Annotated in this window: 17 protein-coding genes and 3 tRNA genes; 6 read left to right on the top strand and 14 right to left on the bottom strand. The window is 54.6% G+C overall.

Annotation, left to right across the window (positions count from 1 at the left end):
• Nucleotides 1-120 precede the first annotated feature (120 nt).
• Nucleotides 121-816: a YtjB family periplasmic protein gene (locus tag WH279_RS12585; RefSeq protein WP_339456959.1), complete on the top strand. Its 696-nt coding sequence runs from the start codon at nt 121-123 to the stop codon at nt 814-816.
• Between the two features lie 61 nt (nt 817-877).
• Here WH279_RS12585 and deoD read toward each other — a convergent pair whose 3' ends face one another.
• The 10 genes from deoD to WH279_RS12535 form a co-directional block, all read right to left on the bottom strand.
• Complete coding sequence (gene deoD / locus WH279_RS12580) at nt 878-1,597, bottom strand: purine-nucleoside phosphorylase (protein ID WP_339456957.1); 720 nt, start codon at nt 1,595-1,597, stop codon at nt 878-880.
• A 41-nt stretch (nt 1,598-1,638) separates the two neighbouring features.
• Nucleotides 1,639-2,862, bottom strand: coding sequence for a phosphopentomutase (deoB, locus tag WH279_RS12575; protein ID WP_339456955.1), 1,224 nt, complete (start codon nt 2,860-2,862; stop codon nt 1,639-1,641).
• A gap of 66 nt (nt 2,863-2,928) precedes the next feature.
• Nucleotides 2,929-4,248 (bottom strand): thymidine phosphorylase, encoded by a 1,320-nt coding sequence (gene deoA / locus WH279_RS12570; RefSeq protein ID WP_339456953.1) that lies wholly within the window; start codon nt 4,246-4,248, stop codon nt 2,929-2,931.
• Nucleotides 4,249-4,369: 121 nt separating this feature from the next.
• On the bottom strand, nt 4,370-5,149 hold the full coding sequence (gene deoC, locus WH279_RS12565) for a deoxyribose-phosphate aldolase (protein WP_339456951.1): 780 nt from the start codon (nt 5,147-5,149) through the stop codon (nt 4,370-4,372).
• A 276-nt stretch (nt 5,150-5,425) separates the two neighbouring features.
• Entirely contained in the window at nt 5,426-6,202 is a 777-nt protein-coding gene (locus WH279_RS12560; protein ID WP_339456949.1) for a TatD family hydrolase, read from the bottom strand.
• Nucleotides 6,199-7,248 (bottom strand): patatin-like phospholipase family protein, encoded by a 1,050-nt coding sequence (locus WH279_RS12555; protein ID WP_339456947.1) that lies wholly within the window; start codon nt 7,246-7,248, stop codon nt 6,199-6,201. The genes WH279_RS12560 and WH279_RS12555 overlap by 4 nt, the downstream gene beginning before the upstream one ends.
• 95 nt (nt 7,249-7,343) lie before the next feature.
• Nucleotides 7,344-7,505 (bottom strand): DUF1328 domain-containing protein, encoded by a 162-nt coding sequence (locus WH279_RS12550; RefSeq protein WP_133842404.1) that lies wholly within the window; start codon nt 7,503-7,505, stop codon nt 7,344-7,346.
• A gap of 126 nt (nt 7,506-7,631) precedes the next feature.
• On the bottom strand, nt 7,632-8,249 hold the full coding sequence (gene osmY / locus WH279_RS12545) for a molecular chaperone OsmY (protein ID WP_339456945.1): 618 nt from the start codon (nt 8,247-8,249) through the stop codon (nt 7,632-7,634).
• 283 nt (nt 8,250-8,532) lie between these two features.
• On the bottom strand, nt 8,533-10,122 hold the full coding sequence (gene prfC / locus WH279_RS12540; RefSeq protein ID WP_339456943.1) for a peptide chain release factor 3: 1,590 nt from the start codon (nt 10,120-10,122) through the stop codon (nt 8,533-8,535).
• 167 nt (nt 10,123-10,289) lie between these two features.
• Nucleotides 10,290-10,937: a DNA-3-methyladenine glycosylase I gene (locus WH279_RS12535; RefSeq protein WP_339456941.1), complete on the bottom strand. Its 648-nt coding sequence runs from the start codon at nt 10,935-10,937 to the stop codon at nt 10,290-10,292.
• A gap of 144 nt (nt 10,938-11,081) precedes the next feature.
• Between WH279_RS12535 and yghU the strand changes: the two genes are divergently transcribed.
• Nucleotides 11,082-11,933, top strand: a complete 852-nt coding sequence (yghU, locus tag WH279_RS12530; RefSeq protein WP_339456939.1) for a glutathione-dependent disulfide-bond oxidoreductase — start codon at nt 11,082-11,084, stop codon at nt 11,931-11,933.
• A gap of 52 nt (nt 11,934-11,985) precedes the next feature.
• On the opposite strand, the gene yjjG is transcribed toward yghU, so the two are convergent.
• The 3 genes from yjjG to WH279_RS12515 are packed head-to-tail and all read right to left on the bottom strand — an operon-like array spanning nt 11,986 to nt 13,501.
• On the bottom strand, nt 11,986-12,663 hold the full coding sequence (yjjG, locus tag WH279_RS12525; protein ID WP_339456937.1) for a pyrimidine 5'-nucleotidase: 678 nt from the start codon (nt 12,661-12,663) through the stop codon (nt 11,986-11,988).
• A gap of 15 nt (nt 12,664-12,678) precedes the next feature.
• Complete coding sequence (gene rimI, locus WH279_RS12520) at nt 12,679-13,119, bottom strand: ribosomal protein S18-alanine N-acetyltransferase (RefSeq protein ID WP_133842410.1); 441 nt, start codon at nt 13,117-13,119, stop codon at nt 12,679-12,681.
• Entirely contained in the window at nt 13,082-13,501 is a 420-nt protein-coding gene (locus WH279_RS12515; protein ID WP_133842411.1) for a DNA polymerase III subunit psi, read from the bottom strand. The genes rimI and WH279_RS12515 overlap by 38 nt, the downstream gene beginning before the upstream one ends.
• Before the next feature lie 107 nt (nt 13,502-13,608).
• On the opposite strand from WH279_RS12515, the gene rsmC reads away from it, so the two are divergent.
• The 4 genes from rsmC (at nt 13,609) to WH279_RS12495 (ending at nt 15,179) form a co-directional block, all read left to right on the top strand.
• Nucleotides 13,609-14,637, top strand: coding sequence for a 16S rRNA (guanine(1207)-N(2))-methyltransferase RsmC (rsmC, locus tag WH279_RS12510; RefSeq protein WP_339456933.1), 1,029 nt, complete (start codon nt 13,609-13,611; stop codon nt 14,635-14,637).
• A 214-nt stretch (nt 14,638-14,851) separates the two neighbouring features.
• Nucleotides 14,852-14,938, top strand: a tRNA-Leu gene (locus tag WH279_RS12505).
• Nucleotides 14,939-14,971: 33 nt separating this feature from the next.
• Nucleotides 14,972-15,058, top strand: a tRNA-Leu gene (locus tag WH279_RS12500).
• A gap of 34 nt (nt 15,059-15,092) precedes the next feature.
• Nucleotides 15,093-15,179, top strand: a tRNA-Leu gene (locus WH279_RS12495).
• 136 nt (nt 15,180-15,315) lie between these two features.
• On the opposite strand, the gene WH279_RS12490 is transcribed toward WH279_RS12495, so the two are convergent.
• The gene (locus tag WH279_RS12490) at nt 15,316-15,552 is read right to left on the bottom strand and encodes a DUF1435 domain-containing protein (protein WP_133842413.1); all 237 of its coding nucleotides are present in this window, start codon (nt 15,550-15,552) and stop codon (nt 15,316-15,318) included.
• Between the last annotated feature and the right edge of the window lie 195 nt (nt 15,553-15,747).

The following is a 15,747-nucleotide window of genomic DNA, read 5'->3' as shown; positions in this document are numbered from 1 at the left end:
TGTTGCTCAACATAGGCAGAGCATTAAAACCACGCAAGAGGCTACCCTGTAAGCCCGCCTTCTGGCAACATAAAGCTAATGACCGGAAAGCGGTTCTTTCACCAGGATTGAAGGGTTGAGATGGCAAAAGCCAAACTGAAGTTTCGTCTTCACCGTACGGTGATCGTCCTGATTTGCCTGACACTCCTGGTCGTGCTGATGCAGGGCGCCTCCTGGTTCAGTCTGGGACACCAGATGGCGCGTTCTGAACAGGTTGAAGAGCTGGCCCATACGCTGACGCGCCAGGTCGCCTGGACGCTGACGCCGCTGATGGATAATCCGGATGATAATCATCAAAAAATTATCGATTCGCTTGACCAGATGACCCATGAAAGCCGCATTCTTGATGCTTCGCTGTATGACAGCGAGGGAAGTTTGATCGCGCACAGCGGTGAAAACATTAACGTACGTGACCGCCTGGCACTGGATGGTCAGCGCGCCGGTAGTTACTTTAACCATCAGATTGTCCAGCCGCTGGCGAGTAAAGACGGCCCGCGCGGATTTCTGCGCGTCACGCTGGATACCCACGTACTGGTCACCGAAGCCAAGCAGGTGGATAACACCACCAATATACTGCGCTTAATGATGATTCTGGCGCTGGCTATCGGCATTATTCTCTCCCGTACCTTGCTGCGCGCTCGTCGTACCCGCTGGCAGCAGTCGCCGTTCCTGCTCACCGCAAACAATCCGGTGAAAGAGGATGATGAGAATGAAGAGGATACGGTGAGTCCCGGTGACACTCAGCCTTCCTCTGCCGCCGCAGAGAAACCGCAGTGAGAAACCGTGGAAATGAATGGGGAAAACGGAGGCTGGCTGAATGCCAGCCTCGCGGGAGAAATTACTCTTTATCGCCCAGCAACACAGACTCCAGCGCGATTTCAATCATCTCACTGAAGGTGGTCTGACGCTCGGCTGCAGTGGTCTGCTCATGGGTACGGATATGGTCAGATACGGTGCAGATGGTCAGCGCTTTGGCGCCAAACTCTGCAGCCACGCCGTAGATACCGGCAGCTTCCATTTCCACACCCAGAATGCCGTACTTTTCCATCACGTCGAACATCTGTGGATCTGGCGTATAGAACAGGTCAGCAGAGAAGATGTTGCCCACACGCGCTTTCACACCCAGTGCTTTCGCTGCATCAACCGCGTTACGGACCATGTCAAAATCAGCAATCGCTGAGAAATCGTGGTCTTTAAAACGCATGCGGTTCACTTTGGAATCGGTGCAGGCACCCATACCAATGACCACGTCACGCAGTTTCACATCGGCACGTACCGCACCGCAGGAACCCACACGGATGATTTTCTTCACGCCGAACTCGGTGATCAGCTCTTTCGCATAGATAGAGCAAGACGGGATGCCCATGCCGTGTCCCATCACAGAGATCTTACGGCCTTTGTACGTCCCGGTGTAGCCCAGCATACCGCGCACGTTGTTCACTTCCACGGCGTTCTGCAGGAAGGTCTCAGCAATGTGCTTTGCACGCAGCGGGTCGCCCGGCATCAGCACAACGTCAGCGAAATCACCCATCTCAGCGTTAATATGTGGCGTAGCCATGTTTCATCCTTATCTCAAAAAATAGAGTGTTACTTCAACCTTTAGAATAACGGCTTGCCGTATTCCATGGGTGAAAGACCAAAATAGTGAGCGACTGTCTGACCGATATCGGCGAAGGTATCGCGATAACCGTAATCACCCGGCTTCACGCCCGGCCCGTAAATCAGCACAGGAATATGCTCGCGGGTGTGTTCGGTGCCCGCCCAGCTTGGGTCACAGCCGTGGTCGGCGGTGAGGATCAGGATATCGCCTTCTTTCACCTGCGCCATCAGCTCCGGCAAACGGCGGTCGAACAGCTCCAGCCCACCGGCATAGCCAGGAATATCGCGGCGGTGTCCCCAGGTTGAGTCAAAATCAACAAAGTTAGTGAACACAATACTGTTGTCCGGCGCTGTTATCATTTCAGCGACAGTGGCATCAAACAGCGCATCCAGGCCGGTCGCCTTCACCTTTTTGGTGATGCCGACGTGCGCATAGATATCCGCAATTTTACCCACTGAAATCACTTCACCGCCCTGCTCGTCAACCAGCTTTTTCAGGACGGTTGGCGCAGGCGGCTCTACCGCCAGGTCGTGACGGTTCCCGGTACGTTCGAAGTTGCCTGCTTTGTCGCCAATAAACGGACGCGCAATCACGCGGCCAATATTGTAACCGCCTTCTGTGAGCGCTTCACGGGCAATCTCACAAAGTTCGTAGAGGCGATCAAGGCCGAAGGTCTCTTCGTGGCAGGCAATCTGGAACACCGAGTCGGCAGAGGTATAGAAAATCGGCTTGCCGGTTTTCATATGTTCTTCGCCCAGCTGGTCGAGGATCACCGTGCCGGAAGAGTGGCAGTTGCCGAGGTAACCCGGCAAATTGGCTTTTTCCACCAGCAGATCGAGCAGCGCCTGCGGGAAGCTATTTTCCAGATCGCTGAAGTAACCCCAGTCAAACAGCACGGGCACACCGGCGATTTCCCAGTGACCCGACGGCGTGTCTTTCCCGGAGGAGAGCTCGCTGGCGTATGCGTAAGCGCCAATAATCTCGGCGTCTTTATCCAGCCCCAGCGGGAATTTACCGCTGGAGGCTTCCGCCGCTTTACCTAAACCCAGTGCCGTGAGGTTGGGCAGATGGAGTGGGCCTTTACGCCCTTTGTCTGCTTCACCCTTGAAGCACGCCTCGGCAATATGTCCGAGGGTATCCGAGCCTTTATCGCCAAACTTGTCGGCGTCTTTGCTGTACCCGATCCCAAAGGAATCAAGCACCATGATAAATGCACGTTTCATCCTGATCTCCTGCGCGATTGTCGCGATGAGCGTTAAAAAAATGCGATCAGAACAGAATACTCCTTCTCAGGATATTCTGCGATAAATAACTGGCGTTGAGGCGGGTGCGGCCTCCCCAACGGCAACGGCGCGTTTTACCGCGCTGGCCGCTTCCTGCCAGCTGGCTTCATCAGACGCGTGGATCACGGCCAGCGGACGCTGACCGTCCACCGCATCACCCAGTTGCGCCATCTCGCTGAAACCTACGCTGTAATCAATGCTGTCGCTGGCACGACGACGGCCGCCGCCCAGGGAGACGACCGCCATGCCAAGTGCACGGGTGTCCATGGCATTAACGATGCCAGGCCTGTCGGCAAATACCGCTTTGCTCAGCATCGGTGCAGGTAAATAACTGTCCATCCGTTCAATAAAGTCTGTCGGTCCTTTCTGTGCGGCCACCATGCGGGCAAATATTTCAGCCGCACGGCCATTGTCCAGCACGGCCTGAAGCTTGCTGCGCGCGTCATCTGCCGAGGTTGCCAGGCCACCGGAGAGCAGCATCTCGCTGCACAGCGCCATCGTCACTTCCAGCAGTCGCGGATTGCGGTATTCACCGGTCAGGAACTGCACCGCTTCGCGCACTTCCAGCGCATTTCCTGCACTGGATGCCAGCACCTGATTCATGTCCGTCAGCAACGCGGTGGTCTTGCATCCCGCGCCGTTCGCCACGCCAACAATCGCCTGCGCCAGCGCCTCTGATTTTTCAAACGTCGGCATAAACGCACCTGAACCCACTTTCACGTCCATCACCAGCGCATCCAGGCCTTCTGCCAGTTTTTTGGCGAGGATCGACGCCGTAATCAGCGGGATCGAGTCAACTGTGGCGGTAATATCACGTGTGGCATAGAAACGTTTATCTGCCGGTGCCAGTGAGTTGGTCTGGCCAATGATCGCCACACCCACGTCTTTAATGATCTGACGGAAACGATCGTCCTGCGGGAAAATATCAAATCCAGGGATCGCCTCAAGCTTATCCAGCGTGCCGCCGGTATGACCGAGGCCACGGCCAGAGATCATCGGCACATAGCCGCCACAGGCCGCGACCATTGGCCCCAGCATCAGGGAGGTCACATCGCCAACGCCCCCCGTGGAGTGTTTATCCACCACCGGGCCATTGAGATTAAGCGCTTTCCAGTTGAGTACCGAACCGGAGTCACGCATTGCCATGGTTAACGCCACGCGCTCAGGCAGCGACATATCGTGGAAGTAGATCGTCATTGCCAGCGCAGCAATCTGCCCTTCAGAGACCGTGTTATCACGCACACCATTGATAAAGAAACGGATCTCTTCTTCACTTAGCGCCTGTCCATCACGTTTTTTTCGAATAATTTCTTGTGGCAGAAACACGGTAACCCCCGGTATTAATAGCGAAAATGGTTCAACGGGTAGGGCATGCCCTACCCCTACGGGTAAACAGGATGGTGATACCCGCCGTCACAGCGGCCAGGCAGACCTGACCCGACAGCCGTTAGTATTTGCTGTCGCTGGTTGCGCCTGAGAAGCCCGCCGCATTTAACAGGCTGGCCAGCAGACTGGAAGCACCAAAACGGAAATGACGGGCATCGGCCCAGTCGCTGCCCAGAATGTCATCTGCCAGTTTCAGATACAGTGCAGCATCATCGGCGGTGCGCACGCCACCGGCAGGCTTAAAGCCGACCTGCTGCTTGACCCCTTTTTCGGCAATCACACGCATCATGATTTCCGCCACAGCAGGGGTGGCGTTAACCGGCACTTTCCCCGTTGAGGTTTTGATAAAGTCAGCGCCCGCATCGATGGCAATTTCGGAAGCTTTACGGATCAGTGCTTCCTCTTTCAGCTCACCCGTTTCAATAATCACTTTTAACAGCACGTTGGCGTCTGAACACGCCTTTTTACAGGCTTTTACCAGTTCAAAGCCGACCGTTTCGTTACCCGCAATCAGTGCGCGGTACGGGAATACCACATCCACTTCATCCGCACCGTAGGCGATCGCTGCACGGGTTTCCGCCAGCGCAATATCAATATCATCGTTGCCGTGCGGGAAGTTGGTCACCGTCGCGATGCGAATATCTGGGGTCCCCTGCTCACGCAATGTCTTGCGGGCAATCGGAATAAAACGCGGGTAGATACAGATGGCTGCCGTGTTACCACCCGGAGATTTAGCCTGATGACATAACGCGATCACTTTAGCGTCGGTATCGTCATCATTCAGGGTGGTCAAATCCATCAGTTGCAGCGCACGCAGCGCCTGAGTTTTCACATCGGACATCATTCTCTCCAGACAGGTTTTATGAGGGCGGGGTCGACATATTCTCAACCCGCAACGCCCTGTAATGTTAAAATTATAACAGTCAGCATGAAACTATTTTGTGGGTAATTTCACAATAAAAGGATTCTTGTTTCATCATTTCTGTAAGAAAATTGAAGCCCATCACACCAATAGGCGCCATGGAGGCAAGTGACGGCGCTCAGCGACATCATAAGGAAATGTTATAATTATAACATTCTGTTTTTCGTTATGTGGCAGGATAAAAGTATCGTCAGCTCACACGCCAAATAGCGTACGGGTGTTTTCTCGCAGAGTATCAGCAATATGTTGCGGGGATTCGGGTCTGAGGGCACACAACGTTTCCCAGACATCCCTGACCCGCTCCGGGCGGTTGGGCTGCCCCTGAAATCCCTGTAAGGGCATGTCGGGTGCATCCGTTTCCAGCAGCAGCGAGGTCAGCGGCAGCCGGGAAAGTGTCTGCCGGGTTTTACTGGCGCGTTCATAGGTGATGGTACCGCCCACGCCAATTGCGTAGCCCGCACGGATAAAGGCCAGCGCCTGCTGTTCGCTGCCGGCAAAACCATGTACCACACCGCAACGCGGCAGGTTGATACGGCGCAGATGCATCGCCAGCTTGTCATGAGTGCGACGTGAATGCAGGATCACCGGCAGGTCGTAATCACGCGCCAGCCTTAGCTGCGCATCCAGCAGCGCCTGCTGTCGTTCGAACTGTGGATTGTCGATGTAGAGATCGAGGCCAATTTCCCCGATCGCCACCAGCTTAGGGTGGCGCCGTTGCAGATGCTGCTCCAGCGCCTGCAGATCTTCAGACCGATGTTCGGCAATCGCCATCGGATGCACGCCAAGCGCGGCATAAACCGCATCATGACGCTCTGCCAGCGCAATCACTCCGTCAAAGCGCTCAGCGGAGACGCCAACAGCAATCATTCGCTCCACGCCTGCGGCAGCGGCCTGCTGCAGGCTGGCCGCTTCATCGCCAACGAACGGCGGAAAATCAAAATGGCAGTGAGTGTCTACAAAGCGCAGCGTCATGCCAGCGATCCTTTATCAAAATCTTCATCATTGCCCGGCACCGGAGCGAGAATAATCCCCTGATGCTGCGGTTCATTGGCTACGGGCAGCAATGGTACCACCGGGCGCCGGGTAAGACGGTTGCCGTCGTTTAGCCACTGACCGAGCGTGGCAAGAAAATAACGTCCACAGCGGCGGCCAAGGTGATAATCCTGGTTGAGCGCAGCAATCCGACTGCCGAGCGCGTTGCTGGCCAGCGGGCGCGGTGGGTAGATTTCAATAATGCGCAGTGAGTCCGGCGGGTTGTCGATAAAGCGCTGGATCTCGCGATAGCTCTCTTCATGCACCTGCAAAATGTTGATCAGTGGTTGCAGTGCGCCCTCACTCAGCCAGCGTTCAACGCGTTTCAACCACAAAGGAGTATAGGTCATCTGCGAGGGCACCGTGCGGATCACCACAATGGTTTCCGCCCCGCGCCGTGCGGCTTCGCGCACCGGGATGGCATCGCGGATGCCGCCATCAAGATAGCTGACGCCGGAGAGATCAACACCCGGCCGGTAAAAACCCGGAATGGCGCTGGAAGCCTTGATAATGTCATGCCAGGTATCGGCGGTCGGTGAAAAATAATCCGGCGTATAGTCGTCGCTTCGACAGGCGCACATATAGAATTCCCGCCCGCTGGAGAACAGCTTCTCTCCGGCATCAACGGCCAGTGGAAATTCCTGGCGAGTGATATCGATCAGCCAGTCGAGATCGATCAAATGCCCCCCACGCACAAAGCGCAGCGGATCGAAAAACTGTTTACGGGTGGTGTAACGGGTGATGACGCGGCGAGCGTATCCCGGCTGAGCGCAGACAAAGGCAGACAAATTTTGCGCCCCGGCAGAGGTGCCGAGCATCAGATCAAAGGGGTTGAAGCGAGCGTGCTGGAAAGCGTCAAGGACACCGGCGGTGAAAATACCGCGCTGCCCACCGCCTTCGCATACCAGGGCAAGTTTACCTGGCCGGAAGGGGGTTAACGCCAGTGGCTCAATATTGCCAAGGGTTATCGGAATGCGTGTGCCCAAGCCAGGTATCCTCTCGAGGTAAAGAGAAAGAGGATACCTGTTCTTGGTCAGGTGCGTGAGGCGCTTATTGCTTATTCAGCGACTCAGGCCAGGGACTAGAGTTTTTTACGCCCGGTAAACAGGCTGACAAGGAAAATAATAATACCGACGAAAAACACAATCTTAGCTGCGCCTGTAGCCGCACCCACTAAATTACCGAAGCCCAGGACTGCGGCAATCAGCGCAATGATCAGAAAAATAATACCCCATCGAAACATATGTCTCTCCTTACCAGTAGTGAAGTCTAACTATTTTTTATCATTCACCTCTCCTGCCAGGCAGGGGGAATGTTTGTTCTGTGCAGATGAATCAACTGGCGGCCCCGGTAAACCAGGGCCGCTGGTTTATAACGATTTGACGGTCAAATCGTTTTTAACGCTCTTAACGCCTTCAATCGCTTTGGCAATGCCTTCAGCGCGTTCAGACTGCGCCTGTGTTTTCACCGTACCGGAAAGCTGTACCACACCATTGGTGGTTTCCACTTTCACATTGCGCGAAGGAACGATGTCATCAGCTAACAGTTTAGCTTTAATTTCGCTGGTCGTTGCTGCATCACCGGCATAGCCGCTAACTGTCTGTTTTGTGCCGTCTTTTACGTGCAGTTTGTCACTAACGGATTTCACACCTTCCACTTTCTTCGCAGCGGCAACGGCCAGTTCAGCCTGCTCCTGCGAGGTCACGAAACCGTTAAGTGTCACCACACCACTGTGTGTTTCAACGGAGATATCGGTGCTTTTGATCGCATCGTTATCTACCAATGCGGCTTTTACCTTAGCGGTAACGCCACTGTCATCCATGTAGCCACCGACTTTTTTCATAGAGCTATCGATTTTCGAACCCGCGCTATCCGCCGTAGACTCTGTTTTGTTCATCAAGGTGCCTTCTGCCAGAGCAGAACCGCTTACCAGAGCAGAACCTACCACTAACGCCATCAGGGTTTTTGTCATCTTAGTCTTCATCATCGATTCGTTCCTTTTGTCTTTTACCACTCACAACGGTGAGCTTTTCAGTCACAAACGGCGTGACTGTAGTTGTCGGCAATTCGTGCTGCTTTTGCCATCGAACGTTGCAGCCATCGCGCCGCATATTTTTCGTCCTGTAGACATGAATATAGTCGGTAATGAGGATTTCACCGGGAATGGTGGTTGATTTGATGGATAAAGAAGCAAAAAAGAGGGGTTTTAGGAGGAGTCTGTAACTATTATTCAGGGCGGACCGGGAAACAAGGTCCGCCCCTCTGCGGGATTAATGCTCGCGGGTTTTGCGGAACACCACGTCAGGATAACGCTCCTGGGTGATATTCAGGTTCACCATGGTCGGTGCGATGTAAGTGAGGTTGTCACCGCCATCAAGCGCCAGGTTAACCTCATTTTTACGCTGGAATTCATCAAACTTCTTCGCGTCAATGCACTCCACCCAGCGGGCGGTAGAGACGTTGATCGCTTCGTAGATCGCTTCCACATTGTATTCGCTTTTCAGACGCGCAACGACCACATCGAACTGCAACACCCCGACAGCGCCAACGATCAGATCGTTGTTGTGCACCGGGCGGAACACCTGCACTGCCCCCTCTTCTGACAGCTGTACCAGCCCTTTCAGCAGCTGTTTCTGCTTCAGCGGGTCGCGCAGACGAATACGACGGAACAGTTCCGGGGCAAAGTTCGGAATACCGGTGAACTTCATGTTCTCGCCCTGGGTAAAGGTGTCGCCAATCTGGATGGTACCGTGGTTATGCAGGCCGATAATATCGCCTGGATACGCTTCTTCAACGTGCGAACGGTCACCCGCCATAAACGTCAGCGCATCGGCGATCACCACATCTTTCCCGGTACGGACCTGACGCAGTTTCATGCCTTTTTCATATTTACCGGACACCACGCGCATAAAGGCCACGCGGTCACGGTGTTTCGGGTCCATATTGGCCTGGATCTTAAACACGAAGCCGGTAAATTTCTCGTCCGTGGCGCTGACGGTACGCACGTCAGTGTCACGCGGCATCGGTGAGGGTGCCCACTCCACCAGCCCGTCCAACATATGGTCAACGCCGAAGTTACCCAGCGCCGTACCAAAGAATACCGGGCTTAGTTTACCTGCCAGGAAAGCATCGCGGTCGAACTCATGCGAAGCCCCCTGCACCAGCTCCAGCTCATCACGCAGCTGTGCCGCCAGATCTTCACCAATCGCCGCGTCCAGCTCCGGATTATCCAGCCCTTTGACGATGCGCACTTCCTGAATGGTATGGCCCTTACCGCTCTGATAAAGGTAGATTTCATCTTTGTACAGGTGGTAAACGCCCTTAAACAGTTTGCCACAACCGATAGGCCAGGTGATTGGCGCACAGGCGATTTTCAGCTCGCTCTCAACTTCGTCCATCACTTCCATCGGGTCGCGGATGTCACGGTCAAGTTTGTTCATAAACGTCAGGATCGGCGTATCACGCAGACGGGTGACTTCCATCAGCTTACGGGTACGATCTTCAACGCCTTTTGCGGTGTCAATCACCATCAGACAGCAGTCAACCGCCGTCAGCGTACGGTAGGTATCTTCGGAGAAGTCTTCGTGCCCTGGGGTGTCCAGCAGGTTGACCAGGCTACCGCGATAAGGGAACTGCATCACCGAGGTGGTGATCGAGATCCCACGCTGTTTTTCCATCTCCATCCAGTCAGATTTTGCATGCTGGTTAGAGCCACGGCCTTTTACCGTACCGGCGGTCTGAATAGCCTGTCCGAACAGCAGCACTTTTTCAGTGATGGTGGTTTTACCGGCATCCGGGTGAGAAATGATGGCAAAAGTGCGGCGACGAGCCACCTCTTGCATAAACGGTGCATTTGACATGAAGCTTCTTCTGGTTTGGCGCTGTGCCAGTGCACGGCAGAGCGCGTGCGACGGTTTTCACAGCCGATTAATCAATAATGGTCGGCATTTTCGCCTATCCCGGCGTCAGACACAATGACTGACCGGCGCTTATTCAACCGAAAGCGTGCGCGCAGGCTTACTGCCCTTCAGCACGGCCTGTGCAATGCCGCCCGTTCAGCGTCGCACTCGGCCCGGCAGCAGCAGCCCTCAAGGTGATCGTTCACCAGCCCCAGCGCCTGCATTAGCGAGTAAGTGGTCACTGGCCCCACCCACGTCCAGCCCCGTTTTTTCAGTGCCTTCGACATCGCTGTCGCTTCCGGTGAGGTGTTTTGCGTTTGCCAGTAATGCAGGTCAATGCGCTTTGGGCGGTCGGCTGCTGTCGGTTCAAACTGCCAGAACCAGGCGGCCAGTGACCCGGCTTCTGCTACCAGTTTCTGCGCACAGCGGGCGTTGTTAATCGCGGAGAGGATCTTGGCGCGGTTTCTGACAATGCTTTTATCTGCCATCAGTCGCGTTACATCCTGCTCGTCATACTGCGCCACGAGAGAGAAATCGAAACCGTCGAACGCACGGCGAAAGTTTTCGCGCTTGTTATAAATCATCTGCCACGACATGCCAGAGTGAAAACTTTCCAGGCAGACTTTTTCAAACAGCAGGCGATCGCTCACTACAGGTCTGCCCCATTCGCGATCATGATAGTCAGGCATTGTCGCCTGCCAGGCGCAGCAGCGCCGTCCATCCTGGGTTGTTATCAGCCCCTCCTGCTCAAGATACGCGTTGTCAGATGCCGCCATTTTTCCTCTCCTTTTGATCAACAGTGCTCATTGAGGATAAACCTGGGGTTGCAGAGAATGCTATATGTGAACTGTATTTATCGGCATGGTCCATACTTTCAGACCATCGCGATCCCGTTCCCCTAAGAAAGGACCATTACTGCTATGAGTAACAACGACTATCAACCAGCCAAAGTCTGGAGCGAGAATAAAGGTCTGGGTGGCACCTGGGGCAGCATTAACCGCCCAACCGCAGGTGCACGTTCTGAAGCCAGCCTGCCCGTCGGGAAACACCCGTTGCAGCTCTACTCTATGGGCACACCAAACGGCCAGAAAGTGACCATTCTGCTGGAAGAGTTGCTGGCGCTGAACGTGCAGGGCGCGGAGTATGACGCGCATCTGATCCGCATTGGTGAAAGTGAGCAGTTCACGTCCGGTTTTGTGGCGGTTAACCCGAATTCGAAAATCCCGGCGCTGCTCGACACCACCACGGTTCCGGGCACTCGCGTGTTTGAATCTGGCGCGATCCTGCTGTATCTGGCGGAGAAATTCGGGCATTTCCTGCCCAAGGATGCGGCGGCACGAACTGAAGTGCTGAACTGGTTATTCTGGCTACAGGGCGCGGCGCCTTATCTTGGTGGCGGCTTCGGGCATTTCTATCACTATGCCCCGGTCAAAATTGAATACGCCATTGACCGCTTCACGATGGAGGCCAAGCGTCAGCTCGACCTGCTGGATAAGCAACTGGCAGAGCATCGCTACATTGCCGGAAACGAATACAGCATTGCCGATATCGCGATCTGGCCGTGGTATGGCGCACTGGTACAGGGATTGATGTATGAAGCCGCAGAGTTTATTGATGCCGCCTCTTACAAAAATCTGGTGCGCTGGACCGAAGAAGTCGCACAGCGCCCGGCCGTCAAACGTGGCCGCATCGTCAACCGGACATGGGGCGCGCCGGAAGAGCAGTTGCCTGAACGTCACGACGCATCAGATTTCGACAAACTGGGGGTGTAAAACACCTGACCGGGCAAGGTGAAGGGGCGGACCTTCTTTTTCGGTCCGCCCGTTACACTAATTTATCCTGGAGTTCTTTCAGCGATGTGACCTGCCAGGTCGAGTTGATCCCTTCCGGCTGCGCCCGACCTTCGGCATTCAGCCAGCAGGTGGCCAGACCCGCATTAATCCCCCCCAGAATATCTGAATCCGGGTTATCCCCGACCATCAACACCCGCTCACGCGCAGGATTGCCCATGCGGGTCAGCGAATAATCAAAGATCGCCGGATGCGGCTTGGCATAGCCCACCTGCTCAGAAATCACCAGCAGATCAAACACGCCCAGGAAGCCGGTACGTTCCAGACGCGCCTGTTGAAGGGCCGTAAAGCCGTTGGTGATGATGCCCATTTTCACCCTGCCCTTCAGCGCATTCAGCAGGTCGACGGCACCGACCAGCGGCGTGCAAATCTCAGCCATTGCGCTCAAAAAGCCACTGTTCAGGTCCTGAGCGGTGACATCCAGCTTCGCGGCCCAGCTCTCAAAACGCTGATGCTGTAACTGCAAGGCGCTGATCGCCCCGTTCTGATAATCCACCCACAGCGGCTTATTAATCGCCTGATAATCATCGTAATCGGCACGACTAAACTGCACGTCATACTGCTGAAACAGACGCTGCAAACCGGCAAACGCATCGAAGTGGAATAACGTGTCGTCAGCGTCGAATAAAATCCAGTCCCAGTCTTTTAGCATCAGTGAGGTTCCCTGTTAAATAGTTAAAGCCATCATGATCGCGTCTTCTTTACCGTCTATCGTCGGATAATAGTTGCGGCGTATCGAGACTTCATTGAAATCCAGCTGCTCATAAAGCGCGATAGCCGCCGTGTTAGACGCGCGCACCTCCAGCCACAGCGTTAGCACGCCGCGCTGTTCCAGCTCGCTAATCAGATGCTGTAATAGCTGGCGCCCGAGGCCGCGGCGCTGAAACGCCGGATCAACGGCCAGGTTAAACAGCGTAGCTTCATCCAGCACGACCTGCGTAATGGCAAAGGCGGCCAGCACGCCGTCCACCTCCAGGCGGAAGTTCAGGTAACGTTCGCCCTGATTGCTGGAGAAGGTTTTTTCTGACCAGGGAAAAGCGTGGCTGCGTTGCTCAATGGCAAACGCCTGTTCAAGATCGTTCGGGGTGAGTAAAGAAATCTGATTCATGTTGGCAAATCTGCAGCCAGAGCGCCCGTTTGGCGTCGGCATTGTGATAAAGCTCCGCCAGCAAAGGCGAAGCCAGTTGGGTTCCGGCCAGTGGCACCGGAGCATCGAGCCCTAAACACCAGCTGGCACACCGGGCGTCATCCGGCAGCATCATAAGTTGGTCAGGGGTAAATATCTGCACCTGCGGCTCATGCAGGTTCAGTGCGCGCAGAACGTCCATCACTAACGGATCGTTCAGCACCGGGGGCGTTTCTGCCACAATCACCAGGCGAATTTCTGCGGGCAAGGTCACCGCAATTTCCCCCTGCAAGGCACGCGGACGCCGCAGCGTATACTGCGTTATGCCCATTTGCTGTAATAACCAGTCACGTCTGGAAGACATCTTTTTTTCCTGTCTGGTCGCCTGATTGCGTCGCCATGCTAGCAAATTCGTCTAAACTGCGCCAACAAACGACTATAATCGCCGCTCTGATTTATAAGGAGCCATCGATGTCCGCATTTACCCCGGCCAGTGAAGTGATACTGCGCCATAGTGATGAGTTTACTGAACGCCGCGTGCTGTTTGCTGGTGACCTGCAGGATGACCTGCCCGCCCAGTTGGAAACGGCACTGAGCCGGGTACATACCCAGCAATACCATCACTGGCAGATCCTCAGCCGTGCCCTTGGGGAAAGCGCCCATTATGGCCTGGTTGCCACCGCTGAGGTGGTCGCCGACTGCGACACTCTGGTCTATTACTGGCCAAAGAACAAACCAGAAGCACAGTTCCAGTTACAGAATCTGCTGTCACTGCTGCCCGTGGGCTGCGATATTTTCGTTATCGGCGAAAACCGCAGCGGCGTTCGCAGTGCGGAGCAGATGCTGGAAGGCTGGGCAACGGTCACTAAGATCGACAGCGCCCGCCGCTGTGGTCTCTATCATGGCCGCCTGGACAAGCAACCGGCCTTCGACGTTGACAGTTTCTGGGATGAATACCCGCTCGGCGATCTCACGATTAAAACGTTGCCTGGCGTGTTCAGCCGCGATGCACTGGATATTGGCAGCCAGCTGCTGCTCTCCACCCTCAAGCCGCACACCAAAGGCAAAGTGCTGGATATGGGCTGTGGCGCGGGGGTGATTGCTGCCCTGCTGGCCAGTCACTCGCCGAAAGTGCGCCTGACATTGACCGATGTGAATGCGGCGGCGATTGAAGCCAGTAAAGCCACGCTGGCGGCGAACCAGTTGGAAGGGGAAGTGTTCGCCAGTAATGTCTACTCCGACATCCCGGGCCGCTTTGACATGATCCTCTCCAACCCACCGTTCCATGACGGCGTGCAGACCAGTCTGGATGCTGCACAGACGCTGATCCGGGGGGCCATCACTCACCTTAACACCGGCGGTGAGCTTAGGATCGTGGCGAACGCCTTCCTGCCTTACCCGCAGGTGCTGGACGAAACCTTTGGCAGCCATGAAGTGCTGTTGCAGAACGGACGCTTCAAGGTTTACCGTGCCGTGAAAGGCCGTCCACCGAAGAAATAACCCTCTGTAACGTGTCGAATGATGACACCGGGCGAGGCTTGCCTCGCCCCTGGGATTTCAACTCAAAATCCGTAGGGGTCAGGGCCGCCTGAGCCGCTTGCGTTGGTTTTCCAGGCGATTGTTTCAACAATAAGAAATAACTGTTGACGTACTTCATAAAATCTCTAGAATGCGCCTCCGTGGTTGCGATATAACGTTGTTATGTTGCGGGTATGCGAAGGTGGCGGAATTGGTAGACGCGCTAGCTTCAGGTGTTAGTGTCTTAACGGACGTGAGGGTTCAAGTCCCTCTCTTCGCACCAAAAACCACGTTGTTCATATTACGCAGCATCTGCGCGAAGGTGGCGGAATTGGTAGACGCGCTAGCTTCAGGTGTTAGTGTCCTAACGGACGTGAGGGTTCAAGTCCCTCTCTTCGCACCAAATGCGGTGATATGAATAAAGAGTTCAACAGGACGCGAAGGTGGCGGAATTGGTAGACGCGCTAGCTTCAGGTGTTAGTGTCTTAACGGACGTGAGGGTTCAAGTCCCTCTCTTCGCACCATGTTGAATCCCTCTGCAGTGACTCCCACGATACCTTTCTAATTTCATTACTCCCCTTATTCTCTTTATCCATACCGTACTTCTGACGCTAAAACGCTCCCGGCTATCCGTTTATCAGCCCGGGTTATTTCTCTTGTTCAGATCGTCGTAAAATTCACTGAAATCGCCGCCAGACCGCCAGCCAGTGCGATGCAGGAAGGCAGCAACATATAGTGGCGCAGACGCTTGTGAAACAGCATCACCACGGTTGCCAAAAACGCCACGACCATCAGCACACGCCACTCACTGAATGACAACTCCATTAACGCCACCAGCGGCATCATGGCGCAAGGAATCAGTACACCCCACCCACTGTCCAGTCTTTTACCGATCATCCCGCTAACCCCACACAATCTCAAATGATAATGATTACCAATAGCATATGATAGTTTTTATCACTTTGCAGCAACATTGTTGAAACTTTGTCCCTGCGGATGACAGCCCCAGGTTTAAGTGGTAAATTGGCAACGATCACCATTCAGAAAAATCTAATAATAACGGCTCTAAACTATTCCAATTACGAGATATCA

It is taken from the genome of Erwinia sp. MYb375, assembly GCF_037479175.1.
GTDB classification, from domain to species: domain Bacteria; phylum Pseudomonadota; class Gammaproteobacteria; order Enterobacterales; family Enterobacteriaceae; genus Erwinia; species Erwinia rhapontici.
The sequence above is the reverse complement of the archived record's forward strand: the minus strand, read 5'-3'. Positions and strand labels throughout refer to the sequence as shown.

Coding starts and splice junctions, on each gene's coding strand:
- WH279_RS12585 (WP_339456959.1), top strand. CDS start 121: ATGGCAAAAGCCAAACTGAAGTTTCGTCTTCACCGTACGGTGATCGTC.
- deoD (WP_339456957.1), bottom strand. CDS start 1,597: ATGGCTACGCCACATATTAACGCTGAGATGGGTGATTTCGCTGACGTT.
- deoB (WP_339456955.1), bottom strand. CDS start 2,862: ATGAAACGTGCATTTATCATGGTGCTTGATTCCTTTGGGATCGGGTAC.
- deoC (WP_339456951.1), bottom strand. CDS start 5,149: ATGTCCGATGTGAAAACTCAGGCGCTGCGTGCGCTGCAACTGATGGAT.
- WH279_RS12560 (WP_339456949.1), bottom strand. CDS start 6,202: ATGACGCTGCGCTTTGTAGACACTCACTGCCATTTTGATTTTCCGCCG.
- WH279_RS12550 (WP_133842404.1), bottom strand. CDS start 7,505: ATGTTTCGATGGGGTATTATTTTTCTGATCATTGCGCTGATTGCCGCA.
- osmY (WP_339456945.1), bottom strand. CDS start 8,249: ATGATGAAGACTAAGATGACAAAAACCCTGATGGCGTTAGTGGTAGGT.
- prfC (WP_339456943.1), bottom strand. CDS start 10,122: ATGTCAAATGCACCGTTTATGCAAGAGGTGGCTCGTCGCCGCACTTTT.
- WH279_RS12535 (WP_339456941.1), bottom strand. CDS start 10,937: ATGGCGGCATCTGACAACGCGTATCTTGAGCAGGAGGGGCTGATAACA.
- yghU (WP_339456939.1), top strand. CDS start 11,082: ATGAGTAACAACGACTATCAACCAGCCAAAGTCTGGAGCGAGAATAAA.
- yjjG (WP_339456937.1), bottom strand. CDS start 12,663: ATGCTAAAAGACTGGGACTGGATTTTATTCGACGCTGACGACACGTTA.
- rimI (WP_133842410.1), bottom strand. CDS start 13,119: ATGAATCAGATTTCTTTACTCACCCCGAACGATCTTGAACAGGCGTTT.
- WH279_RS12515 (WP_133842411.1), bottom strand. CDS start 13,501: ATGTCTTCCAGACGTGACTGGTTATTACAGCAAATGGGCATAACGCAG.
- rsmC (WP_339456933.1), top strand. CDS start 13,609: ATGTCCGCATTTACCCCGGCCAGTGAAGTGATACTGCGCCATAGTGAT.
- WH279_RS12490 (WP_133842413.1), bottom strand. CDS start 15,552: ATGATCGGTAAAAGACTGGACAGTGGGTGGGGTGTACTGATTCCTTGC.